The 18,170-nt window shown below is 64.6% G+C and carries 17 protein-coding genes and 4 tRNA genes; 9 read left to right on the top strand and 12 right to left on the bottom strand.

What is annotated here, in order from left to right:
- The first annotated feature begins 163 nt into the window (after positions 1-163).
- Positions 164-1,228: an AraC family transcriptional regulator gene (locus tag BMY35_RS36115; protein WP_093209733.1), complete on the top strand. Its 1,065-nt coding sequence runs from the start codon at positions 164-166 to the stop codon at positions 1,226-1,228.
- A 26-nt stretch (positions 1,229-1,254) separates the two neighbouring features.
- Here BMY35_RS36115 and BMY35_RS36110 read toward each other — a convergent pair whose 3' ends face one another.
- A complete protein-coding gene (locus tag BMY35_RS36110; RefSeq protein WP_143080824.1) occupies positions 1,255-1,902 on the bottom strand; it encodes a PAS domain-containing protein in 648 nt (215 codons plus the stop codon).
- A gap of 152 nt (positions 1,903-2,054) precedes the next feature.
- Here BMY35_RS36110 and BMY35_RS36105 point away from each other — a divergent pair, with 152 nt between their 5' ends.
- From BMY35_RS36105 to BMY35_RS38145, 3 genes are all read left to right on the top strand, one after another.
- Positions 2,055-3,173: a hypothetical protein gene (locus BMY35_RS36105; RefSeq protein WP_093209730.1), complete on the top strand. Its 1,119-nt coding sequence runs from the start codon at positions 2,055-2,057 to the stop codon at positions 3,171-3,173.
- A gap of 370 nt (positions 3,174-3,543) precedes the next feature.
- Positions 3,544-4,218: a DUF4145 domain-containing protein gene (locus BMY35_RS36100; RefSeq protein ID WP_093209729.1), complete on the top strand. Its 675-nt coding sequence runs from the start codon at positions 3,544-3,546 to the stop codon at positions 4,216-4,218.
- 127 nt (positions 4,219-4,345) lie between these two features.
- Positions 4,346-5,038: a hypothetical protein gene (locus BMY35_RS38145; protein ID WP_143080823.1), complete on the top strand. Its 693-nt coding sequence runs from the start codon at positions 4,346-4,348 to the stop codon at positions 5,036-5,038.
- Between the two features lie 1,127 nt (positions 5,039-6,165).
- Here BMY35_RS38145 and BMY35_RS36090 read toward each other — a convergent pair.
- The 6 genes from BMY35_RS36090 to BMY35_RS36065 all read right to left on the bottom strand — a co-directional run bounded on the left by BMY35_RS36090 (position 6,166) and on the right by BMY35_RS36065 (position 10,857).
- A tRNA-Ser gene (locus BMY35_RS36090) sits at positions 6,166-6,250 on the bottom strand.
- A gap of 32 nt (positions 6,251-6,282) precedes the next feature.
- Entirely contained in the window at positions 6,283-7,545 is a 1,263-nt protein-coding gene (hemW, locus tag BMY35_RS36085) for a radical SAM family heme chaperone HemW (RefSeq protein WP_093209726.1), read from the bottom strand.
- Positions 7,545-8,150, bottom strand: coding sequence for a non-canonical purine NTP pyrophosphatase (locus BMY35_RS36080; protein WP_093209724.1), 606 nt, complete (start codon positions 8,148-8,150; stop codon positions 7,545-7,547). The genes hemW and BMY35_RS36080 overlap by 1 nt, the downstream gene beginning before the upstream one ends.
- Before the next feature lie 3 nt (positions 8,151-8,153).
- Entirely contained in the window at positions 8,154-8,885 is a 732-nt protein-coding gene (gene rph / locus BMY35_RS36075; RefSeq protein ID WP_093209723.1) for a ribonuclease PH, read from the bottom strand.
- A 54-nt stretch (positions 8,886-8,939) separates the two neighbouring features.
- On the bottom strand, positions 8,940-9,845 hold the full coding sequence (locus BMY35_RS36070) for a PP2C family protein-serine/threonine phosphatase (RefSeq protein ID WP_093209721.1): 906 nt from the start codon (positions 9,843-9,845) through the stop codon (positions 8,940-8,942).
- Positions 9,846-9,849: 4 nt separating this feature from the next.
- Positions 9,850-10,857, bottom strand: a complete 1,008-nt coding sequence (locus BMY35_RS36065) for a serine/threonine protein kinase (protein ID WP_019656438.1) — start codon at positions 10,855-10,857, stop codon at positions 9,850-9,852.
- A 91-nt stretch (positions 10,858-10,948) separates the two neighbouring features.
- Here BMY35_RS36065 and BMY35_RS36060 point away from each other — a divergent pair, with 91 nt between their 5' ends.
- From BMY35_RS36060 to BMY35_RS36045, 4 genes are all read left to right on the top strand, one after another.
- Entirely contained in the window at positions 10,949-11,872 is a 924-nt protein-coding gene (locus tag BMY35_RS36060; RefSeq protein WP_093209719.1) for a YicC/YloC family endoribonuclease, read from the top strand.
- A 20-nt stretch (positions 11,873-11,892) separates the two neighbouring features.
- Complete coding sequence (gmk, locus tag BMY35_RS36055) at positions 11,893-12,513, top strand: guanylate kinase (protein WP_093209718.1); 621 nt, start codon at positions 11,893-11,895, stop codon at positions 12,511-12,513.
- A 44-nt stretch (positions 12,514-12,557) separates the two neighbouring features.
- Positions 12,558-12,761, top strand: a complete 204-nt coding sequence (gene rpoZ, locus BMY35_RS36050; protein WP_007835875.1) for a DNA-directed RNA polymerase subunit omega — start codon at positions 12,558-12,560, stop codon at positions 12,759-12,761.
- A gap of 93 nt (positions 12,762-12,854) precedes the next feature.
- A complete protein-coding gene (locus tag BMY35_RS36045) occupies positions 12,855-15,110 on the top strand; it encodes a RelA/SpoT family protein (RefSeq protein WP_093209716.1) in 2,256 nt (751 codons plus the stop codon).
- A gap of 7 nt (positions 15,111-15,117) precedes the next feature.
- Here the strand turns inward: BMY35_RS36045 and greB are convergent, their stop codons facing one another.
- The 5 genes from greB to hrcA all read right to left on the bottom strand — a co-directional run bounded on the left by greB (position 15,118) and on the right by hrcA (position 17,227).
- Positions 15,118-15,693, bottom strand: a complete 576-nt coding sequence (gene greB, locus BMY35_RS36040) for a transcription elongation factor GreB (protein WP_093209714.1) — start codon at positions 15,691-15,693, stop codon at positions 15,118-15,120.
- A 56-nt stretch (positions 15,694-15,749) separates the two neighbouring features.
- A tRNA-Arg gene (locus BMY35_RS36035) sits at positions 15,750-15,826 on the bottom strand.
- A 126-nt stretch (positions 15,827-15,952) separates the two neighbouring features.
- A tRNA-Arg gene (locus tag BMY35_RS36030) sits at positions 15,953-16,029 on the bottom strand.
- A gap of 82 nt (positions 16,030-16,111) precedes the next feature.
- Positions 16,112-16,188 (bottom strand) — tRNA-Ile (locus BMY35_RS36025).
- Between the two features lie 31 nt (positions 16,189-16,219).
- On the bottom strand, positions 16,220-17,227 hold the full coding sequence (hrcA, locus tag BMY35_RS36020; protein ID WP_093209713.1) for a heat-inducible transcriptional repressor HrcA: 1,008 nt from the start codon (positions 17,225-17,227) through the stop codon (positions 16,220-16,222).
- 31 nt (positions 17,228-17,258) lie between these two features.
- Between hrcA and BMY35_RS36015 the strand changes: the two genes are divergently transcribed.
- A complete protein-coding gene (locus BMY35_RS36015) occupies positions 17,259-18,170 on the top strand; it encodes an NAD kinase (RefSeq protein WP_093209711.1) in 912 nt (303 codons plus the stop codon).

The following is an 18,170-nucleotide window of genomic DNA, read 5'->3' as shown; positions in this document are numbered from 1 at the left end:
CTTGTCGTCGTGCGTTTCTTTTTTCTTGCCTGCCCTTGCTCCAGGGTCAGTGCATGAAGGGAACTGTAGGAGTGCAAGTGCCGCGGCGCTTTGCATTTCGTGCCATTCGCTTTGCATTTGATGCCAGAATTCCCCGCACTTGAGCACTTGTGAAAGGCCCGGCATGACGGCTCTGGTGCGCGCGGCGGCACTGACGAACTTCCCGGAGGTGGCGCAGGAACTCGGCTACGACCCGGGCGTGGCATTGCGCAGGGCCGGGCTTCGCGCGCAGCTCGTCAGGGAGCCCGACCAGCTCGTCGAGGCCGATCGCGTGGCGCGCCTGCTGGAGGACGCGGCGAGCCAGACGGGCTGCGAATCTTTCGGGCTGCGCATCGCGGCGCGGCGCCAGCTGTCGAACTTCGGCATGGTCAGCCTGCTGCTCATGCACCAGCCGACGCTGCGGCAGGTGCTGCTCACGCTGATCGAGCACCTTCACCTGCTCAACGAGAGGCTGGCCATCCAGGTCGAGGACGTCGGCAGCATGGTCGTGCTGCGCGAGGAGCTGGCCTTGTCGGAGCCCGCGCGGCAGTCCATCGAACTGGCGATCGGCGTGCTCTACCGGATGTGCGAGGCGCTGCTCGGGGACAGGTGGCAGCCGGCCAGCGTGAGCTTCGCGCACGAGCCGCCCGCCGACCCCGCCTTTCACCGCCGCTTCTTCAGATGCCGCATCGAGTTCGACGGCGGCTTCAACGGGCTGGTGTGCCGCGCGGCGGACCTGGACGTGCCCAACCCGGGGGCCGACCCCGTGCTCGCCGCCTACGCGCGCAAGCTGATCGCGACGCTCCCCGACGATCGCCAGCGCTCGATCGACCAGGAAGTGCGCAAGGCCATCTACCTCATGCTCCCGGCGGGACGCGCCACCTGCAAGTCGGTGGCGCTGGGCCTGGGAATGAGCATGCGCACGCTGCAGCGCGAACTCGATGAGCGCAAGCTGACCTTCAAGCAGCTGCTCAACGACGTCCGGCAGGAACTCGCCCGCCGCTATGTGGCCAACAGCCGCTACAGCCTGGGCGAGGTGGCCGCGCTGCTGGGCTACAGCACGCACAGCGCATTCACGCGATGGTTCGGTGCGCAGTTCGGTTGTTCGCCGGAGGCCTGGCGCGGCAGCCGCGTGGATTCGCTTGCGCCTCGCACTACTCGGGCCGTGCAATCACGCGCCAGAAAAAACGGGAACAGGGCAACCGGGTGAGTGCGTTGCGCCCGAGACCTGGCGCTTCAACCCGCTTGAAGAGACTGCACGAGGCGCACCACGTCGAACTGCCGACGACAGCCGGTCTTGCGCATCAGGTTCTTGAGATGGCTGCGCGCGGTGTGCATCGTGCAACGCTGCAGAGCCGCGAAATCGAACACCGTCTTCCCGGCGGCGAGGCTTGCCGCGAGCCTGGCTTCCGTCGCCGTCAGCCCCAGTTGGTCGGCGATCACGTGCGACGCCGCGAAGGACGCGGACTGCGAGGCCACGATGAAGACCAGTGCCAGCGGGACCGAGCGAGGCGATGCGAGAGGATGGCTGGCCTTCAAGGGAAGAACCGAGACCTGCAACGGCGGTCCTTCCCCGGACCGCATGCGGAACCCGCCGCCGATGGTCGAGCTCCGCCCCGGAACGCACACGTTTCGCACGAGCTCCTCCAGCCGGGCCTGCGCGTCCTCCTCCAGGAATTGCCAGTATCCGCACAGCATGCGACACGGGCCCGGAGATGCGCAGAGACTGTGTGCAAGACGGTTGACGTACTTCACGCGGCAATGCGGATCGAGCACCGCGATGGCCTGGGGCAGGCTTTCCAGCGCCGACAGCCCGATGGCCGCATGGTTCGCGAGTTGCCCCGCGTGATCGACGGGGATGTGAGCGGGAGTCTGCCGTGACATGAACCTTGGAGCGGAATACCTGAACGAACGGTGATCCTAGGAGAGCAGCTTCGGGTGCGCATTGGACCAAAGTCCAATGCGCCGCACGCCGGCCCTGCATAGCATGGAAGACCGATCGCTCCTCCACCACCGCACCAGAGGGTCTTCTCTTCATGCTCGACATTCCACAAACAGCATTCGATGCGCTGGGCAAGAGCCTCGCCCAGTACTACGAGAAGGAAATGGCAGCGGGCGTGCGCATGCTCCTGGACCGCATGCGCACCAAGGACTGGGGCGTAGTGAGCGCGGCCGTCGTCCAGAAGACCGACTTCGTCGAGCGGAGCTGGGACGCCTTTCGCGCAAAGTCCAACGACAGCTTCAGCGTTCCGTTCAAGAAGAAGCTGACCATGCTGCTGGGCGAGTACTGCGGCAACACCGCCGACATGCAGAAGCTGGTGCTCAAGGGCGTTGCCGCGGTGGCCAAGGCGGGACTGGGCGCCATCCCGGTGCCCGGTGCCAAATACCTCAAGCAGGTGGTGACCGGCGGCGTCAAGATAGGAACGCTGCTCGTGGGCCAGGCCGAAGGCGGCATCGACACCTACCTGCACGGCAAGAGCATCCGCGAGGCCGACGCCGTGATTTCCGCGCGCGGCAACAAGGACACCGCGCCGCTCTTTCGCGACGACCGCGATGCAATGGCAGCGGCGGAGGCGGCCATGGCCCAGTACAAGCACATCGCCAACCTGATCAATTCGATGCCGGACCAGATCACCGGCCTGAACGACGCAGTGCTCTACCCTGGCGTGGCGGCCAAGGTGCGCATGGCCGCGTCCGACCTGCGCCAGCAGCTCATCAGGATCAACGCCTTCGTGGAAGACATGCAGAAGCGCTCCGAGCGCATCGCGGAGCTGATGCACTCGGACACCGACCAGATCTCCGAGCGCATGGTCGACATCGCCAAGGACGTGGTGTTCAACGCGTATCACACGGCCCGCGCGGATGCGCGGCAGGCATTGATGGGGATGGGCCCCAAGGGCAAGCCTTACCAGGCAGGCAGCCGGCCGGTGCTCAAGCCGCTGCTGCCCGGCGAGGGCGGCGCGACGCAGCTGGCCAATCTGGTCGCCTATGCGCTGGCGCTGGGTAACTACGACGCGCTGGAGATTTCGCAGCCGACGCTGGTGTCTTCTTCCAACCCGGCGGTGCAGATCGGGCGGGGGCGCAGCAATGCGGTGGCGGCTGTTGGAGGACAGTTGCCGCGTATTCCGCCGCCGGTGCTGCCTCGGCCGTGGTGATGGGGGCGGCATTCGCCCTTTTGCTCCCTGCTTTCACCGAGCAACTAGCGAGTGCTTCAGCAATGAAAAAGTCCCATCGCAGAGACTGCGCGGGATTTTCAAAAATTTGCAGAGATTGATTCTGGCGAAGAGTGTGGCCGCAATTTACTTAGGCTTTATGCGGGCTTTGCGGAATTTTCATCCCTATCCCCCGCCCCCTTCTCACTATCGAGCCGCCTCGTTCCTCAGATGCAGCACCGGCGGAAAACGAAGTTTCGCTACCATCTCTTGCAACAAATGAGGAGAAAGAGTGGCCGAATCGTTTAACTGGACATGCCCGACGTGCGGTGCGCATACAACTATCACTGATCCGAACGCAGATTCGGGCTCCATGTCGATCTACGCTGAAGCTACCCCCAAGCAAAGAGGTATCCGACTCTTCTACAGCCTGATCGAATGCCCCAATAAAAAGTGCGGTTCGCCACAATTCACTGTAGATGTGTATTACGGAACCAAGGCTACCAGTGGATACAGAAGCGTCGCCCCAGATGAGAAGCGACGTGTGGGTATCGGACACTTCACCTTTGCGCCTGCCACCGCCCAGCCTTTGTCCGCACATGTTCCTGCCGGCGTTGTGAACGACTACAACGAGGCGTACTTGATTGCGCGTCTGAGCCCGAAGGCCTCGGCCACGCTTGCACGCCGAGCGTTGCAGGGCATGGTCCGGGACTTCTTTCAAGTTGTCGGAAAGCGCACTCTCCACGCCGAGCTAGAGGCGATCAAGGACAGATGTGACCCCGCCCTTTACGATGCCATGATGGCGGTCAAGAGCGTCGGAAACATCGGCGCGCATCCGGAGCAGGACATCAGTCTGATCGTTGATGTCGAACTTGGCGAGGCGGAGACGCTCCTCGAACTAATTCATTTGCTTGATCGCGAGTGGTATGTAGCCCGAGCAGATCGCTTGGAGCGCATTGCCAAAATAAACGCTCTTGCTGCGAACAAGGCCGCGGCTGGCGCCGGCTCCCCCCAAGCACAAGCCGCACCTCCCTCTGCCTCGCCATAGCCCAGCACGCCGGCGGTTGGCACTAAGAGGCTGCTTTTCCTTCTCCACCCACCACTTCGCTAGCAATTACGTACCTTTCAAGCTCATCTTTCGCTTTAGGATCGTCAGTTCGTTGATACAGGTGATCATGAAAACGCCAAGGCCCGAAACGCCGCGCGAGCGATTGCTACGTGAGGCGCGCGATTTCTCAGACGGATGGACGTGGAGCCGCTTCTTGAGCGATTGGCGTGAACGACTGAGCGACTTTGGTGTTGATGCCACACCAATTTTTCGCGAGGTGATCGTGCGGGATCCTGCAAATTCGAGTCATCGAGAATCCGCGCTCTCGTGGTGGCCGGCCAAGGGCTTTGATGAGCTGCGCGCACGCATTCACCAACACTTTGAACACTACCCGGGCACGGTCGGACCAGTTCATCCGCAGCAAAACATGCGGCGGGGCGAGCTAGACACACTTACTCATCTGTGGACTGTCAAAGACGCCCCGGACAAAGTCGCTGCTGTCTTGATTTCTGCATCGCTCTTCTCTCGCTTCGAGAGTCGCAGGGCTCTCAAGCCTGAGAGATGGCCGCACTGGCTGAGCGTCGAGAGCCTTCAAGAATGGGCCTATGCCTGCTGGCGGGAGCCGGGTACTCAATGGGGATGGCACTACGCATGTACGTCTGTGCTGCCCTATGAAAGCCCCGACTATATCTACACCATCGACAGCATGGCTGCGCTCGCGCGGTATATCGCAGAAGAGCATGCCGCATTGCTATTGCAGTATCGCCCGGTGATCATCAACTACATGGCCGACTCCAAGCCGACCCTACGCGCGATCTGACAATTCCCGGGGCCGGAATCGAACCGGTATGCCTAACGCTGGAGGATTCAGAGCCCCTCAAGCGCTTCGCGTGGAGCAGGCCTTAGGCATCTTGTCCATACCAAAAACGAGCGAGAGGGTACGCCCTCTTCAGACGCCCGCTTGCCGAGTCGACGATCTTCTCGCGCGATTTTGCGCAGAGGAGACATCATGGCCTTGTACAAGTACGGCAATCACCTGACGCAATCTCAGCACGTAAATTTTGATACTGATAGAGCACCAGGTACCGCTGCACCTGACGCGGGGATATACCGCTGTACAGGTTGCGGCGACGAGATCGGGATTGCAAAAGATCACACGTTGCCGCCCCAAAACCACCATCAGCACCAAAACAACAGCCCTGTACGTTGGCGGCTACTTGTCGCAGCCGTACAAGTCTGACTTCCGCCCTTAAGTTGATCGGTTTGAAACGTGAGAATCAGGTCGCGTTTCAAGCCGCCAGCAGCGAAGGCGACGTAGAGCGCGGTGAGGCCACCCTCAGCACCGCGCTCCGTGCGACCTAGCGCCTGCGAGATAAGGTTCGCGCGCTCAATCGAGTGCAAGTTGCTAGTGAAAAGAGTCAGCTCCTCGCTTGGAAAGTATCGGCCTCGCTTCGAACAAGGGAGGCTTTCGAGCGGGAATACCTGTGCCTCAAACTGCGCGCAATGTTGCCCATACGTCCGCACATTGACCTAAGTGGTCTGGTCACCTCCTACGAGTTCGACTAAGTCGTTTCCCAGCAGTTGCCCCAGGCCAGTTTCCGGGCTTGCACAAGGGTCACATCGGGAAAGCCTCCGAGCCTCATGCTCGGGTCTTGAGGGCGACAGTTGTTCGCAGCCCTCGCGCATGCCCCCCGGAATCGCCCACCTTCAGCTTGAGACCGGCCACGTCGCCAACCGCATGCTTCCTTCGCTTCGTCAGCCAGTTGATTTGGAGGGCGTCGAGTTCTGCCGCTTTCTTGGGCGTATCGTCCTCTCCAGTGCCCTTGCCACCAAAAACTAGGGAGTCATACGAGACGAAAGAACAACCTAGAACGGATGTTCTGGGCTGTTCCAAAGGGGAGCGTGAATTTCAGAGACGGAGCGGTCCGCTTCGGGACGCCCTGCTAGCGGAGAGTGTGAGATTCGAACTCACGGACGCTTTCACGTCGGCAGTTTTCAAGACTGCTGGTTTAAACCACTCACCCAACTCTCCGAAGCCTGCAATTTTAAGCCGACCGCGCGGCCCTACTCCTCGTCGGGCAGAAACATCGCCTGCAGGTCGCTCAGGAAGTCCAGTCCGCGCTCTGTCGGCCATACGCGGAACAGGTCGCGCGCCACGAGTCCCTTGCGCTCCGCCTCCTCGAGGCCGCGCTGGATCGAGGTCATCGCCAGCCCGGTGCGCTCGCTGAACTGCGGCAGCGTGAAGCCCTGCCTCAATCGCAGCGCATTGAGCATGAACTCGAACGGCAGGTCTGCCAGCGCCACTTCGTCGCTCTGCGACACCGCCGCGCCAGCGCGGGCGTTGTCCATGTACAGGCGCGGCTCGCGAAAGCGCACCTGGCGCACGATGCGGTGCGCAAAGCTCAGCTTGCTGTGCGCGCCCGCGCCGATGCCGAGGTAGTCGCCGAACTGCCAGTAATTGAGGTTGTGCGCGCACTGATGCCCCTCGCGCGCATAGGCCGACACCTCGTAGCGCGACATGCCCTTGGCGCCGGTGCGCTCGGTGATGCGGTCGAGCATGGCGTAGGCGATGTCGTCCTCGGGCAGCGTGGGCGGGAACTTGGCGAACCAGGTGTTGGGCTCGATGGTCAGGTGGTACACCGAGAGGTGCGGCGGCGCGAGCGCCAGCGCCTGCGACAGGTCGGCGTCGAGGCCTTCCAGGGTCTGGCCCGGCAGGGCGTACATCAGGTCGAGGTTGAAGGTGTCGAAGGTGGCGGCGGCCTCTTCGAGCGCTGCAACGGCCTGCGCGCGGTCGTGCACGCGGCCGAGGGCCTTCAGGTGTTCGTCGTTGAAGCTCTGCACGCCCACCGACAGGCGCGTGACGCCGGCGGAACGGTAGGCGCGGAAGCGGTTGCGTTCGAAGGTGCCGGGGTTGGCCTCGAGCGTGATCTCGCAGTCGGGCGCGAGCTTCAGGCGCGCGCGCATGTCGCCCAGCAGGCGGTCGATGGCCTGCGGGGAGAACAGGCTGGGCGTGCCGCCACCGATGAAGATGGTGTGGACGGTGCGACCCCAGATGAGCGGCAGCGCGGCGTCGAGGTCTGCCACGAGCGCGTCGATGTACGCCGCTTCGGGAATGCCGTCGATGTCCGCCTCGCTGGTCGCGCGCCATTCGTGCGAGTTGAAGTCGCAGTACGGGCACTTGCGCAGGCACCACGGCAGGTGGATGTACAGCGACAGCGGCGGCAGCGCGCTGAGCTGCAGCGGACCGGGCCGCATCCAGTGCAGCACGTCGTTGGCCTGCGGCGCGCCGACGGAGTGCGCCGGCTGGATCGGGAAGGTGGTGGCCATCAGGACTGCAGCCAGCGCTCACGCATCAGCGCCAGCATGGCTTGCGCCGCGCGGCCGCGGTGGCTGTTCGCGTTCTTCACTTCGGGCGGCAGCTGCGCGAAGGTCTTGCCGAAGGCCGGCAGATACATGACGGGGTCGAAGCCGAAGCCGTTGTCGCCGACGGGCGCGGGCGCGATCTCGCCGACCACGCGGCCGACGGCGATGAGCGGCTCGGGGTCGTCATGGCTGCGCAGGGCGACCAGCGTGCTCACCAGTGCCGCACGGCGATTCGCCACGCCGTCCAGCTGCTCGAGCAGCGCCTTCACGTTGTTGGCATCGCCCTTGGCGTAGCCGAACTGCGTGGCGTAGTAGGCGGTGTCGACGCCCGGCAAGCCGCCGAAGGCATCAACGCACAGGCCCGCGTCGTCGGCCATGGCTGGCAGGCCGGTGGCGGCGCTGGCATGGCGCGCCTTGGTCAGCGCGTTCTCGACGAAGGTACGGAAGGGCTCCTCGGCCTCGCCCACGCCCAGCGCCGATTGCGGAACGAGGGTGACGGCCAGCTCCGCGAAGAGCTGCTGGAGCTCGGCGAGCTTGCCCGCGTTGTTGGAGGCCAGGACCAGCTTCATGGATCAGCTCGCGAGCAATGCCTGCTTCTGCAGGGTCACGAGCTCGCCGATGCCCTTCTCGGCCAGGCCGAGCAGGATGTTCATTTCCTCGCGCGTGAAGGCCACGCCTTCGGCGGTGCCCTGCACTTCGACGAAGTGACCGGCGCCGGTCATGACGACGTTCATGTCGGTGTCGCAGGCCGAGTCCTCGGTGTATTCGAGGTCGAGCAGCGGCGTGCCTTCGACGATGCCGACCGAGATGGCGGCCACGTGGCCCTTGATGGGCGAGGCGGCCAGGGCGCCGGAGGCGATCAGCTTGTCGACGGCGTCCTGCGCGGCGACGAAGGCGCCGGTGATGGCCGCGGTGCGCGTGCCGCCGTCGGCCTGCAGCACGTCGCAGTCGAGGTGGATGGTGCGTTCGCCGAGCGCGGCGAGATCGAACACGGCGCGCATCGAGCGGCCGATGAGGCGCTGGATTTCCTGCGTGCGACCGGTCTGCTTGCCCTTGGCTGCCTCCCGGCTGCTGCGGGTGTGCGTGGCGCGCGGCAGCATGCCGTATTCGGCCGTGACCCAGCCTTCGCCGCTGCCCTTCTTGTGCGGCGGAACCTTCTCCTCGACGGAGGCGGTGCACAGCACGCGGGTCTGGCCGAACTCGATGAGCACCGAGCCCTCGGCATGGATGGTGAAGCCGCGGGTGATGCGCACCGGGCGCAGCTGGTCGGCGGCGCGGCCGCCGCTTCGTGTGAAAGCAGTCATTGTCGAATCCAAAAAAGAAAAAAAGGGGCGGCCGCTGTCGCGCGGCCTGTTCAGCTAGCTCTTGCGCGCGGCCGATCGGCGGATGGCTTCGTTGATCTCGGCGATGGAACGCTCGATGGCGTCTTCGTCGAGATCATCGATCTCGTTGTCCGCGGGCATGCCGGCCTGGATGGTCGAGGCGAACACGCCGTCCTCGATGGTTTCGGTGGAAACGCCGCTGCGGTCGTCCGCGCTGTCGGGCATTTCCCATTCGAGCGCGATGAGCGTGACGTTGTCGCTGTGGCTGCCGCCCTTGCGCAGGGCCATCTCGGCGAGGTCGGGGGCGGCGTCGGACACGGGCTTGCCGGAGGAAAGCGTGTGCACGATCAGCTCGTCGTCGAGCACGCCCCAGACGCCGTCGGAGCACAGCATGATGCGGTCGCCGCGCTGCAGCTGCAGCGGCGCCGAGACGTCGAAGAGCGGCGTGGTCGGCGAGCCGAGGCAGGTCAGCAGCAGGTTGCGGTTGACGGGCATGTCGGAGCCGTGCGGCTTGGGTCGCTCGGCGTGCGAATGGTCGCGCGTGCGCACCAGCAGGCGGCCGTCGCGCACGACGTACAGGCGCGAGTCGCCGCAGTGCATCCATGTGGCGGCGTTGCCCTGGAGCACCGCCGCGACGACGGTGGTGCGCGGGGTGTCGAGCATGGCCTTGTGGCTCGCGTAGCGCATGATCTGCTGGTGCGCAGCCATGGCCGATTCGGCCAGGAACGACTTCACGTCCTTCACCGTGGGGCGCGCCTCGCGCTGGAACAGCGCGGCGATGGTCTGCAGCGCGAGCTGCGCCGCCACTTCGCCTTCCGGGTGGCCGCCCATACCGTCGGCGAGCACGAACAACCCCGATTCCCGCGTGTAGCAATAGCCCATGCGGTCTTCGTTCTTGAGACGCCCGCCCTTGCGGCTGACCTGGAAGACGGAGAATTTCATGATGTCATGCAGGGCGCGTGGTGGGCGCGGCAGCCTTGGGCAGGCCCTTCTTGTCGAAGGAACGGATGTTGTCGATCGACAGGCGCACCTTCTCGCCCACCGTGAGCTTCGTATAGCGGCGCTCGCCCTCGCGGCTGAGCTCCTTCTGCAGCGCGAAGACCGACTGCGGACGCGACAGCGGATCGAGCGACATGCACCACTCGACCACCTCGATCAGGTTGTCGGAGTACACGCCGCGAAGGCGCGACAGCGACAGGCTGAGGCGGTCCTTCTCGATGCGCCGGGGCGCGTCGTTGGGCGGGTAGCCCTGCATGCAGGCGTAGATGCAGGCGCCGATGGCATAGATGTCGGTCCAGGGGCCCATGGACGAATCGCGCCGGTACATCTCGGGGGCTGCGAAGCCAGGGGTGTACATCGGGCGGATGAAGATGCCTTCCTTGCTGAGCACTTCGCGCGCGGCGCCGAAGTCGATCAGCACGGCACGGTCGTCGTCGGTAACGAAGATGTTGGCCGGCTTGATGTCCAGGTGCAGCATCTTGTACTGGTGGACGATGCGCAGGCCGCGCAGGATCTCGTCGAAAAGCGAGCGGATGGTCGACTCGCGGAACACCTTCTGCTTCTTCAGGTCGCGCGCCGTGACCACGAAATCCTGCAGGGTCGCGCCCTCCAGGTAGTTCATGACCATGTAGACGGTCTCGTTCTCGCGGAAGAAGTTGAGCACGCTCACCACCGATGCGTGCGAGATCTGCGCCAGGGAGCGCCCCTCCTCGAAGAAGCTCTTGAGGCCCAGCCGGTAGAGCGAAAGCTTCTCGGGCGGCACCTGCGGAGCAAGCTCGCCCGGCCCCCGGGTGGCGAGCGACGACGGCAGATATTCCTTGATGGCAACCTGCTGTCCGCTGGAATCGATGGCGAGGTAGACGACACCGAAACCGCCCGCGGAAAGCCGGCGTACAACGCGGTAACCACCAATGACCGTATCGGGCGGCAGGGGCGTAGGCTTGACCTTTGACATAATCCGGGAGTTTCGCCCGAAGGCGATGGTGCGGCAAGCGAACGCGGTGCCGACGCCTCGGTGCATGCAAGCAAAACCACAGTGAGGCGCAATGCCAGTTTACAGCATGACCGGCTACGCCAGCGGCCAGAACGGCCCCGCAGGCAGCCACTCCGAAGCCGAAGCACGGCCTTCCGCCGCGGGCCGGCTCGGGGTTGAAATCCGCTCGGTCAACAGCCGCTTCCTCGATCTCACCTTCAAGCTGCCGGAGGAACTCCGCCAGCACGAAACCGCGCTGCGCGAGCTGCTCACGGGCAAGCTCAAGCGCGGAAAGGTCGAAGTTCGGGCCGCCATCGAAAGTGCGGCCCAGGGAGGCGTTGTCGAGCCCTCCGTCAAGCTGCTGCAGCGGCTCAACGGCGTGCAGGACAGCATCAAGGCATGGCTGCCCAGCGCACGGGAGCTCAGCGTGGCCGACGTGCTGCGCCTGGCCGGCGGCGACAGCGCCACCCGAGGCGACTGGGGCCCCGACCTGCTCGAAGTGACGGGCAAGGCGCTCGAAGGCCTGGTGTCGGCCCGCCAGCGCGAAGGCGCGCGGCTGGCAAAGATGCTCGAAGACCATCTCGCCCAGTTGCGCACCCTGGTGCAGCAGGCCGGCCCGCTGGTGCCCCAGCTGGTCGAGCAGCAGCGCACCCGCTTCCTGGAGCGCTGGCAGGAGGCCATGGGCCTGACCTCCGGCACGGGCGGCACGCTGCCCGAAGCCGCCCAGGACCGCGCGCTGACCGAAGCCACCGCCTTCGCGATCCGCATCGACGTGGCCGAGGAACTCACCCGGCTGAACTCGCATCTGGACGAGATCGAGCGGCTGCTCAAGAAGGGCGGCGAGATCGGCAAGCGCCTCGATTTCCTGATCCAGGAGCTTCACCGCGAGGCCAACACCCTGGGCTCGAAGTCGGCGGCACTGGAGCTCACGCGCATCGGCGTGGACATGAAGGTCCTGATCGAGCAGATGCGCGAGCAGGTCCAGAACATCGAATGACGACGAAGACGAGCGAAAGAATGGATTACCCCGGCAATATCTTCGTGGTGGCGGCGCCCAGCGGCGCGGGCAAATCGAGCCTGGTCAAGGCGCTGATGGAACTCGATTCGGCGGTCCAGCCCTCGGTTTCCCACACCACCCGGTCGCCCCGCGGGCAGGAAAAGCACGGCCGCGAGTACTTCTTCGCCTCGCCGACGGAGTTCGACGCGATGATCGCGGCCGACGGCTTCGTGGAATGGGCCCATGTGCACGGCCACCGCTACGGCACCTCCAAGAAGGCCGTCGAAGACCGCATCGCCCAGGGGGCCGACGTCATCCTCGAGATCGACTTCCAGGGCGCGCTGCAGATCCGCAAGACCTTTGCCAACGCGGTCATGATCTTCATCCTGCCGCCCAGCTGGGAAGAACTGCGCTCCCGGCTCGAACGGCGTGGGGAAGACAGCGCCTCGGTCATCGAACTGCGCCTGAAGAACGCCGCCGAAGAGATGGCCCAGGCGGGACAATTCGACTTCGTTATAATCAACGAGTTATTTGAGCGGGCACTTTTCGATCTCAAGGCGATTGTCCACGCTCAGCGGCTCCGGTATTCCGCGCAGCGCCGAGCGCGTGCCGACACCTTCGCCGCACTGAACATCCCCTGATTTCCGAGCCCACCCGCTCCCAGACCGACCGAAAGATCCTCATCATGGCCCGCATCACCGTCGAAGATTGTCTCGTCAACATTCCGAACCGCTTCCAGCTCGTCCTGGCCGCCACCTACCGCGCGCGCATGCTGAGCCAGGGCCACGCCCCCAAGATCGAGAGCAAGAACAAGCCCGCCGTGACCGCCCTGCGCGAGATCGCCGAAGGCAAGATCGGCCTCGAAATGCTCAAGAAGGTGCCGGGCTGATCTGACGCAGCCCTGCAACGAAAAGGCACCGCAATGCGGTGCTTTTTTTATGTCCGGACGCGTCCACACATCGGTCACGCTAAAGTGGTAGGCATGAGCGCGGTCGCCAAATCTCAGTCCCATGCCCCCAAAGGCACGCCGAAGCCGAGCCCGGCGGCGCTGAATGCGGCCGCCGCGAGCTTCGCCGCACTGACCGCGCGGCTGGACTACCTGAGCCCTGAAGACACCGAGCTGGTCCGCCGCGCCTACCGTTTCGCGGACGAGGCGCACCTCGGCCAGCTGCGCAACAGCGGCGAACCGTACATCACCCACCCCATCGCCGTGGCGGCGCAATGCGCCGAATGGAAGCTCGACGCGCAGGCGCTGATGGCCGCCCTGCTCCACGACGCCATCGAGGACTGCGGCGTCACGAAGCCCGAGCTCATCGAGCGCTTCGGAGCCCCGGTTGCCGAGCTGGTCGACGGGCTTACCAAGCTGGACAAGCTTCAGTTCAATACCCGCGAAGAGAACCAGGCCGAGTCGTTCCGCAAGATGCTGCTGGCGATGGCGCGCGACGTGCGCGTCATCCTGGTCAAGCTGGCGGACCGCACGCACAACATGCGCACGCTGGCCGACGCGCCGCGTGAAAAGTGGGGCCGGATCTCGCGCGAGACGCTGGACATCTATGCGCCCATCGCCCATCGCCTGGGGCTGAACCAGACCTACCGCGAGCTGCAGGAGCTGTCGTTCCGGCATTTGAAACCGTGGCGTTATGCCACGCTGTCGAAGGCCGTCGCCAAGGCACGCGGCCGCCGGCGCGACCTGATCCAGAAGGTGCAGAAAGAGGTCGAAGCCGCCTTTTCGGCCGCCGGCATGACGCTGCGGATCGCCGGCCGCGAGAAGACGCTTTATTCCATCTACCGCAAGATGGAGGAAAAACACCTGAGCTTCGCCCAGGTGACCGATATCTACGGTTTCCGCCTGATCGTGCCGAACGTGATCGCCTGCTACACCGGGCTCGGCATCCTGCACCAGATGTACAAGCCCCTGCCGGGCAAATTCAAGGATCACATCGCGATCGCCAAGCTCAACGGCTACCAGTCGCTGCACACCACGCTCGTGGGACCGGCCGGCGTGAGCGTCGAGTTCCAGTTGCGGACCGAGGCGATGCACGTGGTGGCCGAATCGGGCGTGGCCGCACATTGGCTGTACAAGGCCGCCGAGCCCAACGCCGCCAGCAACGACCGGCTGGGCACCAAGTGGCTGCAGTCGCTGCTCGACATCCAGGACGAGACGCGCGACGCCGCCGAGTTCTGGGACCACGTCAAGGTCGACCTGTTTCCCGACGCGGTCTACGTGTTCACGCCCAAGAGCCAGATCATGGCGCTGCCCCGCGGCGCCACGGTGGTCGACTTCGCCTACGCCATTCACAGCAACATCGGCGACCACACCTCGGCCGCGCGCATCAACGGCGACCAGGTGCCGCTGCGCACCGAACTCAAGAACGGCGACGTGGTCGAGGTGATCACGGCACCGGTGTCGACGCCCAATCCTGCCTGGCTGGGCTTCGTGCGAACCGGCCGGGCGCGCTCCAAGATCCGCCACTACCTGAAGACGCTGGCGCATGCCGAATCCGAAGGGCTGGGCGAGAAGCTGCTCGCGCAGGCGCTGCGCGCCGAAGGCCTGAGCAAGCTGCCCGAGGACGACGAGGAACATCAGGCGCTGTGGGAGAAGCTGCTGCGCTTCACCGGCAACCGCACCCGCTCCGAACTGCTGACCGACATCGGCCTGGGCAAACGCATCGCGAGCATCGTCGCGAAGCGTCTGGTGGCAATGCTTTCCGAACTGGGCGAACGGCCCGACGCGCTGCTGTTGAGCCGCGAGCGCTTCATTTCGCATGAAACGGTGTCGCAAGGCGCTGTCACGCTGGACGGCAGCGAGAACTCTTCAGTGCGCTTCGCGCTGTGCTGTCGGCCGATTCCCGGCGACCCGATCGTCGGCTACCTCGGCCATGGCGAAGGCCTGGTGGTGCACACCGAAGACTGCGGCGTCGGCCAGCGGCTGCGCCACAAGGACAGCGAGCGCTTCTTCGCCGTCGAGTGGGCGGACGAGCCGACGCGTGCCTTCGAGACCGGGGTGGTGATCACCGTGCGCAACGACAAGGGCGTGCTGGCGCGTGTCGCGGCCACGCTGGCAGATGCCGAAGCCGACATCACGCATGTGGAGATGGCCGACGAAACTCCGCAGGATTCGACCGACCTGCGCTTCGTGATCGCAGTGCGCGACCGCGCGCATCTGGATGCGGTGCTGAGGGCGGCGCGGCGTACGGCCTCAGTGCTGACCGCCTCCAGGACGGTTCCCGCGCCCTGACCTGCCCTTATTCCGCAGCCGGGCCCGGCACCGGATAGCTCACGGACAGGATCTCGACATCGTGCGCCCCACCCGGCGTGACGAGCTTCACCACATCACCTTCGCGCGACTTCAAGAGCGCCCGCGCGATCGGCGATATCCAGCTAACCTGCGACTTCGCACTCTCCGCCTCGTCGATGCCGAGGATCGTGACGCTGCGCTCGGCACCTGTTTCGTCGACATAAAGGACGGTGGCGCCGAAGAAGACCTGATCGCGGCCATGGTGCACCGATGGATCGGTGACCTCCGCGATCTCGAGGCGCTTGGTGAGAAAGCGGATGCGGCGGTCGATCTCGCGCAGGCGCTTCTTGCCGTAGAGGTAGTCGCCGTTCTCCGAGCGATCGCCGTTCTTCGCGGCCCAGTGCACGGTCTCGACGATCTTCGGGCGCTCCTCGTCCATCAGCTGCAGCAATTCGTCGCGCAGGCGCGCGTAGCCGTCGGGTGTGATGTAGTTCTTGCCGCCCGCAGGGATCGGCGGTGAGGCACCATCGGCGCCGTCGTCGTCTCCGTCGGAATCCGTTTCCTTGGTGAATGCCTTGTTCACGCCAAACCTCCGAAAAGAAAAAAGCCCGCAACTCGCGTTGCGGGCTTTCTTTATAGTGGTGCGGCTGGCAGGAATCGAACCCACGACCCCTTGGTTCGTAGCCAAGTACTCTATCCAGCTGAGCTACAGCCGCACAGCTAGCGATTATAGCCCGCTTTATTGTCCTTTTCGGATTTACTCGGGCGAACTGTCACGAAAGTAGCGCAAAGCCCGAAAAAGAAAAATGCCCGGAAGACGAATCTTCCGGGCATTTTCAAGATGGTGCGGCTGGCAGGAATCGAACCCACGACCCCTTGGTTCGTAGCCAAGTACTCTATCCAGCTGAGCTACAGCCGCGAAGCTCTCGATTATAGCCTGTTTTTGGCTGCTCCCCGAAAGCACGACAAAAGATGCAAAGATCGAATCGCCGAGGGAGTGGTGGTAGGCCGTGCTGGGCTTGAACCAGCGACCAACGGATTATGAGTCCGCTGCTCTAACCAACTGAGCTAACGGCCCACGCGGAACGATTCTATTCGCGCCGCGCGACCTACTTGCGATGACTCAGCGCATTGCTCACCAGACGCGACGTGATGTCGACGATCTGAATCATGCGCTCGTAAGGCATGCGCGTCGGCCCGATCACGCCCAACGTGCCCACGACCTGCCCGTCGACCTCGTAGTTGGCGCTGACGATGGACAGCTCCTCGAACGGCACCACCTGGCTCTCGCCGCCAATGAAGATGCGCACGCCCTCGGCCTTGCTCGACACGTCCAGCAGGCGCATCAGCTGAGCCTTCTGCTCGAAGAGCTCGAAGGCGCGGCGCAGCTGCCCCATGTCGCTGGAGAAATCGCTCACCGCCAGCAGGTTGCGCTCGCCGGAGATCACGACGTCGTCTTCCTGCGCCTCGGTCAGCACTTCGGAGCTGACCTGCACAGCGGCCTGCATCAGCGTCGCGATCTCGCCACGCAGCATCTCGATCTCGGACTGCAGCCGGTCGCGCACTTGTTCGATGGTCAGGCCCGCATAGTTCGCGTTGATGTAGTTCGAGGCCTCGACCAGTTGCGACTGCGAATAGTCGGCCTCCGGAAAGATCACGCGGTTCTGCACGTCGCCGTCGGGCGAGACGATGATCACCAGCAGGCGGCGCTCCGACAGCCGCAGGAACTCGATCTGCTTGAACACCGATGCGCGCCGCGGCGCCATCACCACGCCGACGAACTGCGACATGTTCGACAGCAGGTGCGCCGCATTGGCGATCACCTTCTGCGGCTGGTCGGGCGCGAGGCTCGGCGCGGTCATCTGCTCGCGCTGGGCGGTCAGCATCGTGTCGACGAAGAGGCGATAGCCGCGATGCGTTGGAATGCGGCCAGCCGAGGTGTGCGGGCTGGCAATCAGCCCCAGCGCCTCGAGGTCGGACATGACGTTGCGGATGGTTGCCGGAGACAGATCGAGCCCCGAGGAACGCGAAAGCGTCCGCGACCCCACGGGTTGCCCGTCAGCGATGTAGCGCTCGACGAGCGTCTTGAGCAGCAACTTGGCACGGTCGTCCAGCATTGCAAGATTTTAGTGTTGTAATTTGTGAGATATGACCTCTCGCTTTCGTCACGTAGCCCTGATCGGCAAATACCAGGCTTCCGGCGCCCGGGCGCAGGCGGATGCGCGCGACAGCGTCATGGAGGGCATCGGCGCCTTCCTCGAATCCCAGGGCTGCACGGTGTTCGTAGAGCGCCCGACGTGCGAAGAAGCCGATGACGGCGCCCCCGCCCATCCGCGCTACCAGGCCCTCACCGTCGAGGAAATCGGCCAGCGCTGCGACCTAGGCCTCGTGGTCGGCGGCGACGGCACCATGCTCGGCATCGGCCGGCAGCTCGCCAGCTACGGCATTCCGCTGATCGGCATCAACCGCGGCCGGCTCGGCTTCATCACCGACATCCCGCTCGACAACTACCAGGCCACGCTCATTCCGATGCTGGCCGGCGAATACGAGGAAGACCACCGCAGCCTGATGCAGGCGCAGGTCGTGCGCGACGGCGTATCGGTGTTCGACGCCTTCGCTATGAACGACGTGGTCGTCAATCGCGGCGCCACCTCCGGCATGGTCGAGCTTCGCGTGTCGGTGGGCCGCCATTTCGTGGCCAACCAGCGCGCCGACGGCCTGATCATCGCCACGCCCACCGGCTCGACCGCCTATGCGCTGTCGGCCGGCGGGCCACTCTTGCATCCTGCCGTGCCGGGCTGGGTGCTGGTACCCATCGCACCACACACGCTGTCGAACCGCCCCGTGCTGCTGCCCGACGCCGACGAGATCGTCATCGAGCTGGTCGGCGGGCGCGACGCCAGCGCCAATTTCGACATGCAGTCGCTGGCCTCGCTCGCGATTGGCGACCGCGTGGTGGTGCGCCGCTCCGACTTCCGGGTGCGCTTCCTGCATCCGCGCGGCTGGAGCTATTTCGACACGCTGCGCAAGAAACTTCACTGGAACGAAGGGGGCTCCTGA

Source organism: Variovorax sp. YR750, assembly GCF_900109805.1.
Classification (GTDB): domain Bacteria; phylum Pseudomonadota; class Gammaproteobacteria; order Burkholderiales; family Burkholderiaceae_C; genus Variovorax; species Variovorax gossypii.
Note: the sequence above shows the minus strand (reverse complement) of the source record. Positions and strands in the feature narration are given on the sequence as shown.